Genomic DNA, 6,032 nt, shown 5'->3' with positions numbered 1-6,032 from the left:
CCGCCTCCGGGACGGACAGCTCCGATCTGCCGGCGCCTACGCACCGGCCCGCCGACCTCCCCGGCGTGGACTCGGGCGGCAGGCCCCTGGCCACCGCCGACCGGCCGGCGGTCCGCTTCGACGAGCCGGGCGGCGGCGCCGCCGAGGACGGTGCGGGTGGCGCCTCGGGCGACTTCGAGCTGGCGGCGCCCGACCCCCGTACCGTGGAGCACGCCACCGCGGGCGCCTCCGCGGCCGGCGCCAAGGTCTGCGTGGCCTGCCGCTCGGGGCATGTGGACCCCGACGGCTACTGCGAGAACTGCGGCCACGCGCAGCCGCGCGAGCGTGACCACATGGAGCAGGAGCTCGGCTCGGTGGCGGCGGTCAGCGACCGTGGTCTGCGCCACCATCGCAACGAGGACTCCTTCGCGGTCTCCTCCGCCGCCCTGCCGGACGGTTCGCCGGCGGTCGTCGCCATCGTGTGCGACGGCGTCTCGTCCGCGAGCCGCCCCGACGAGGCATCGGCCGCGGCGGCGGGCGCCGCCAACGAGGCACTGCTGGAGTCGCTGCCTCGCGGGACACATCCGCAGCAGGCCATGCACGAGGCGATCATCGCCGCGTCGGAGGCCGTCAACGCACTGGCCCAGGACCCCGGCCAGGCGTTGGAGCACGATCAGCACCGCCAGCAGAACGCCCCGGCCTGCACCCTGGTCGGCGCGATCATGGCGGGCGGCCTGCTGGTCGTCGGCTGGGTCGGCGACAGCCGTGTCTACTGGGTCCCCGAGGACCGCGCGGACCCGCCGGCCCGGCTCACGGAGGACGACTCCTGGGCCGCGCAGATGGTGGCGGCCGGCCTGATGAACGAGGCGGAGGCGTACGCCGACGAGCGGGCCCACGCGATCACGGGGTGGCTCGGCGCCGACGCGTACGACCTGGAGCCGCACACCGCGTCCTTCAGACCGGACAGGCCCGGGCTGGTGGTGGTGTGCACCGACGGCCTGTGGAACTACGCGGAGTCCGCGCAGGAGATGGCGGCCGCGGTGCCGTCCGACGGGTACGAACGACCTCTGCACGGGGCCCAGGTGCTGGTCGGTCACGCGCTCGACGGCGGGGGCCACGACAACGTAACAGTGGCCCTGCTGCCGTTCGCCGTGGCGGCACGAGGGGCAGGATCGGCCTGAGCCGCGCCCGATCCGCGGGCGCCCGGCCGACGGACCGGCCCGTCTCCGTGCCGTCCGTCACCGCGCGGACGGGTGTTCCACCCCCGAACTCCGTCCTCACGCCTGCCCTTCACCGAACCTCCGTCTTCGTCTGACATACGTGGAGCCTCAAGGAGCCGATCAGATGGCCAACTTCTCCAAGTCCACCGTGCCGCAGTTCTCCGTCGAGGTGTACCAGAACGCGTTCCTGCCGGAAGGCGGCCGCGACGTCAACGCGATCGTCACCGTCACGTCCACCGGTGGGGGAACGACGGGCGGCATACCCCTGGCCGCCGGTTCCCCGGCCCCCGTTCGCGTCCCGGGGCAGGCTCCGGACGCCGCCGTGGTGCTCATGGTCGACTGTTCGGGCTCGATGGACTACCCGCCGACGAAGATGCGCAACGCGCGCGACGCCACAGCGGCGGCCATCGACGCCCTGCGTGACGGCACACGGTTCGCGGTGATCGCGGGAACCCATGTGGCCGACGACGTGTACCCGGGCAACGGGCGGCTGGCGACGGCAGACCCGGAGACCAAGACTCAGGCGAAGGAGGCCCTGCGCCGGCTGAGCGCGGGCGGGGGCACCGCCATCGGGACCTGGCTGCGGCTGGCCGACCGCCTGCTGGGGACGGCCGAGGTGGACATCCGGCACGGCATCCTCCTCACCGACGGGCGCAACGAGCACGAGTCGCCGCAGGACCTGCGGGCCGCCCTGGACTCCTGTGCGGGCCGGTTCACCTGTGACGCGCGAGGTGTCGGCACCGACTGGGAGGTGAAAGAGGTCACGGCGATCGCCTCGGCCCTGCTCGGCACGGTGGACATCGTCGCCGACCCGGCCGGCCTGGCCGCGGACTTCAGACAGATGATCGAGAACGCGATGGGCAAGGAGGTCGCGGACGTGGTGCTGCGCCTCTGGACGCCTGTCGGTGTCGAGATCGTGTTCGTCAAGCAGGTGGCACCCGCGGTCGCCGATCTGACCGGCCGCCGCACCGGTGCGGGGCCGCGTGCCGGCGACTACCCGACCGGCTCCTGGGGCGACGAGTCCCGGGACTACCACGTGTGCGTGAGGGTTCCGGAGGCCGGGATCGGCCAGGAGATGCTGGCGGCCCGGGTGTCGCTCATCCTGCCGTCCACGGTGGAGGGCGTCGCTCCGCAGACCCTCTCCCAGGGCCTCGTCCGGGCCGTGTGGACGGACGACATGGTCGCGTCCACCTCGATCAACCCTCAGGTCGCGCACTACACGGGGCAGGCCGAACTGGCGCACGTCATCCAACAGGGACTGGATGCCCGCAAATCGGGAGACTTCGACGGCGCGACGGCGAAACTGGGCCGCGCGGTGCAGCTCGCGTCGGCCTCGGGAAACGCGGATACTGCGAAACTGCTTTCGAAGGTGGTCGACGTCGTCGACGCGGCGACCGGTACTGTGCGACTGAAAGCGAGGGTCGCGGAAGCGGACGAGATGACACTCGAAACGCGCTCGACCAAGACAGTTCGCGTCAAGAAATAGCGACTCGGACGACAACGACACAGCCGCACGGGAAGCCGCACCGGCCGACCGGGCGGCGCACCGAACCAGCATGGCGGCCTCCGGGCCGGACGAGGAGAGGGGGAAGCGCCGACATGCCGACCTGCCCGAACGGACACCAGTCGGGTTCCGAGGACTGGTGCGAGGTCTGCGGACACCGCATGGCCGGGACGGGCGCGCCCGCGGGCGCGGTCCCGCCGCCGCCTCCCCCGCCGCCCGCGCCCGGCTACGGCTATCCCCAGGGCCCCGGCTCCGGGCAGCCCACCGCGCAGGCCGAGCTCTGCCCGCAGTGCCGCACGCCGCGTGAGGCGATGGCGCCGTACTGCGAGGAGTGCCGCTGGAACTTCCTCACGAACACGGCGACGTCGTACACCCCGCTGGCGCCGCAGGGCGGTGCCGGCGGTCCGGCGCCAGGGCTGAACCTGCCGCCCGGCTTCCAGGCGCAGCAGGTCCCGCCGCAGCAGCAACAGCAGCGGGACCCCTTCGAGTACCAGGGGTCCCGGCCCTCGCAGATGAACCGGCCCGCCGAGCCGCTCACGCCGGAGCAGGAGGGCCGGCAGGGTCCGCCGCCGCCCCCGCACTCCTTCCAGCAGGGGCCGCCGCCTCCGCCGTCGTTCCAGCAGCAGTCCCCTTCGCCGTTCGAGTCGCGGCCTCCGTCGCCGTTCGAGCCGCAGGGCGGACCGGGTCGGCAGGGCCCCGGACAGCCGGGGCCCGGTCAGCAGGATCCCGGACAGCCGGGCCGGAGCCCGCAGGTCCCGGGGCAGCCGGGTGGCGCACCGTCGCCGTTCGAGCCGCAGGGTCAGGGCCCGCAGGGTGGCCCGCCCTCGCCGTTCGAGCCGCAGCGGCAGGGGCCGCCGCCGCCGTCGTCGTTCCAGCAGCAGTCCGCGCCGCCCGCGCCTCAGCGTCCGCAGCCGCCGCAGACCGGTGGGGGCGACGACGACTGGATGCTGCCGCCGCCCTCGCGGCAGCAGCAGCCTCCGCAGGGCTTCCAGCAGGGCCCGCAGACGCCGCAGGCGCCGCAGCCCCCGCAGCAGCAGTCCCCCGGTCAGGGCCCCGCCCAGGGCGGACAGGGCCAGGGGCCGGACAGCTGGAAGGCCGTCATCGCCCCGGACCGCGACTACTTCCTGGCGATGATGCAGCGCAGCGGCCCCGAGGCGACCGGGCTGAACCTGCCCGCGTACTCCCCGGAGCAGCACCTTCCGCTCACCGGCAGCCAGGTCACCATCGGCCGCCGCCGGCACAGCACCGGGGAGTCCCCCGACATCGATCTCGCCGTGCCGCCGGAGGACCCGGGCGTCTCGCACCAGCACGCCGTGCTCGTGCAGCAGCCGGACGGCAGCTGGGCCGTCGTCGACCAGAACTCCACCAACGGCACCACGCTCAACGGCGCCGAGGACCCGATCCAGCCCTACGTCCCCGTCCCGCTCCAGGACGGCGACCAGGTGCACGTCGGCGCGTGGACGACGATCACGGTCCGTCGCGACTGACCTGGCGGGCCGGGCGGCGCCCACCGCTACGGGCCGGGGTCCTAGGACCCCGGTCCTCGGCCGGTGCGTCTGCGACGATGGACGGGTGACAGAGATTCCGCGCGACACGCTTCAGGAGCAGACCTTCTACGAGCAGGTCGGCGGCGAGGAGACCTTCCGGCGCCTGGTGCACCGCTTCTACCAGGGAGTCGCGGAGGACCCGCTGCTGCGGCCCATGTATCCGGAGGCGGATCTGGGGCCCGCCGAGGAACGGTTCGCGCTGTTCCTGATGCAGTACTGGGGCGGCCCCCGGACCTACAGCGACCAGCGGGGACACCCTCGGCTGCGGATGCGCCACGCCCCGTTCCAGGTGGACAGGGCGGCGCACGACGCCTGGCTCGGCCACATGCGGGTCGCCCTCGACGAGCTCGGCCTTCCCCCCGAGCAGGAGCGGCAGTTGTGGGACTACCTCACCTACGCCGCCGCCTCGATGGTCAACACCGCCGGCTGACCTCATGTGCGGAATCCGGAACTCCGCGGCCGCATAACGGTCACGATCGCATCAAGGTGCACGCGCAAGCGGTTTCAGAAGCCGGTGCACTCTGAAAGCATCCGGAGCACGCCGGGGGGCGTGAGGGGCGTGCGGCTGCTGAGGTTCGGGGGATCAGGTGACGGGGTTCGTCTTTCTGCGTGCGCGGGCGCACCGGCTCCTGCTCGCCGCAGCCGTCCTGGCCGTGCTGCTCACCACCTGTGTGCTGGCCGCGCTGACCGCGTTCTCGGGTTCGGTGGGTGACGCCGCCCTCCGTCACACCCTGACCCACCGGTCCGCCGAGCAGGCCTCGCTCTTCGTGACCGCCGATGTCGACCGCGAACGCCGCGGGGAGGCCGACACCGAGGTGCGCCGGGCGGCTCGCGACACGTTCGACGGGCTGCCCGTGGCCGTGCGGAAGCTGGAGAGCTCGGGGCCCTACGCGCTGCCGGGCGGCCTCCAGGCTTCCGCCGCCGGGCGGGGCCAGCCCGATCTGACGCATCTCGCCTCGCTCGACCGCGGCCGGGTCCGTCTGACCGCGGGACGCATGCCGGACACCGGTCGTGCGGGCGCGGGGCAACCCGTCCAGGTGGCAGTGGCGCGTGCCGCCGCCGAGGCCCTCGAGCTGAAGCCGGGCTCCCGTCTCACTCTGACCGACCGGCTGAGCGAGGCATCGCTCCCGGTCGAGATCACCGGCCTGTACGAAGCGACCGACCTGGCCGATCCCTACTGGCTGCTCGACCCGCTCGGCGGGCGCGGCGTCCGCAAGGTCGTCTTCACCACGTACGGTCCGCTGCTGGCCGACCCGGCCGTGCTCGCTTCGGACCGGGTCAGCGCCGGTCCGGTGTCCTGGCAAGCCGCAGCCGACTTCGGTGCGGTGACGACCGGCCGGACCGAGGCCCTGCGCCGGGCGGCGACGGACGGGCCCGCGTCGCTCTCCGCCTCCGCGGTGTTCGGGGACGGCGCCACCGTGCGCACCTCGTTGCCGACCGTCATCGACCAGATCGAGCGGGCGCTGCTGGTCTCACGCTCCACGATCATGATCGTCGCCGTGCAGCTGGTCCTGCTCGCCGGGTACGCGCTGCTGCTCGTGGCCCGGCTGCTGAGCAGCGAGCGCGGCGGCGAGACCGAACTCCTGCGGGCGCGGGGCGGCTCCAGGGGCAGGATCGCCTCGCTGGCCGCCGTCGAGGCGCTGCTGCTGGCGGTGCCCGCCGCCGTCGTCGCGCCGCTGCTCGCCGGTCCGCTGACCCGGCTGCTCGCGGACCGGAGCGGTCTCGGCCGGATCGGGCTGCGGCTCGACGACGGGGTGGACGGCGCGGTCTGGCTGGTGGCGG

5 protein-coding genes are annotated in these 6,032 nt (G+C 73.7%); all 5 read left to right on the top strand.

What is annotated here, in order from left to right; all coding sequences use genetic code 11:
- Positions 1-1,160 (top strand): PP2C family serine/threonine-protein phosphatase (locus B9S57_RS10625; protein WP_103515307.1); only part of this gene is annotated, 1,160 nt, incomplete at its 5' end.
- A gap of 163 nt (positions 1,161-1,323) precedes the next feature.
- Entirely contained in the window at positions 1,324-2,685 is a 1,362-nt protein-coding gene (locus tag B9S57_RS10620) for a VWA domain-containing protein (RefSeq protein WP_103515306.1), read from the top strand.
- Between the two features lie 113 nt (positions 2,686-2,798).
- A complete protein-coding gene (locus B9S57_RS10615; RefSeq protein ID WP_103515305.1) occupies positions 2,799-4,190 on the top strand; it encodes an FHA domain-containing protein in 1,392 nt (463 codons plus the stop codon).
- A gap of 85 nt (positions 4,191-4,275) precedes the next feature.
- Positions 4,276-4,680, top strand: coding sequence for a globin (locus B9S57_RS10610; RefSeq protein WP_103515304.1), 405 nt, complete (start codon positions 4,276-4,278; stop codon positions 4,678-4,680).
- Between the two features lie 157 nt (positions 4,681-4,837).
- Positions 4,838-6,032, top strand: a 1,195-nt coding sequence (locus B9S57_RS10605; protein ID WP_146057743.1) for an FtsX-like permease family protein, incomplete at its 3' end; no start/stop codon positions are given.

This window comes from Streptomyces sp. SM10 (assembly GCF_002910915.1).
In the GTDB taxonomy this organism is placed as follows: Bacteria; Actinomycetota; Actinomycetes; order Streptomycetales; family Streptomycetaceae; genus Streptomyces.
This window is presented reverse-complemented; position numbering and strand designations above follow the sequence as displayed.

What these genes read in the sequence shown, in the direction of transcription:
- B9S57_RS10620 (WP_103515306.1), top strand. Translation starts at nt 1,324, where the DNA reads ATGGCCAACTTCTCCAAGTCCACCGTGCCGCAGTTCTCCGTCGAGGTG.
- B9S57_RS10615 (WP_103515305.1), top strand. Translation starts at nt 2,799, where the DNA reads ATGCCGACCTGCCCGAACGGACACCAGTCGGGTTCCGAGGACTGGTGC.